The following is a 716-nucleotide window of genomic DNA, read 5'->3' on the forward strand; positions in this document are numbered from 1 at the left end:
CATGCCAAGGGCCTCAAAGCGGGCATCTATCTGCCCGTGGGCCTGGAGAAGGAGGCGTACGGCGACGGCAGGGTCCCGGTCTGGAACGCCGACGGCTGCACCACCGCCGACATCGTCCACGACGACCTGCGCACCACCAACGGCTGGGACAGCGCCTATAAGCTCGACTTCTCCCGCCCCTGCGCCCAGAAGTACGTCGACTCCCAGGCACAGCTGTTCGCGGACTGGGGATACGACTTCCTCAAGCTCGACGGCGTCGGCCCCGGCTCCGGCAAGAGCGGCGACCAGTACGACAACGTGTCGGACGTGACCGCCTGGCAGAAGGCCATCGCCGCCACCGGCCGCCCCATCCACCTCGAGATCTCCTGGTCCCTGGACATCGGGCGCGTCGCCGACTGGAAGAAGTACTCCAACGGCTGGCGCATCGACACCGACGTCGAGTGCTACTGCAACACCCTCGTCAGCTGGGAGAACTCCGTCGACGACCGCTGGGACGACGCCCCGGGCTGGACTCGGCACGCGGGCCCCGGCGGCTGGAACGACCTCGACTCCCTGAACGTCGGCAACGGGGAGATGGACGGCCTCACCAGGGCCGAGCGGCAGAGCTACGCCACCCTGTGGGCCATCGCCAAGTCCCCGCTGTACACGGGCGACGACCTCACCCGCCTCGACTCCTACGGTTTGTCCCTGCTGACCAACCGCGAGGTCATCGCCGT

The 716-nt window shown here is 68.0% G+C and carries 1 protein-coding gene; it reads left to right on the top strand.

The window, feature by feature from the left end; all coding sequences use genetic code 11:
* The coding region (locus CCN51_RS30775; RefSeq protein ID WP_143675928.1) for a glycoside hydrolase family 27 protein at positions 1-716 on the top strand (716 nt) is incomplete at both ends.

This window comes from Streptomyces milbemycinicus (assembly GCF_002154605.1).
Classification (GTDB): domain Bacteria; phylum Actinomycetota; class Actinomycetes; order Streptomycetales; family Streptomycetaceae; genus Streptomyces; species Streptomyces milbemycinicus.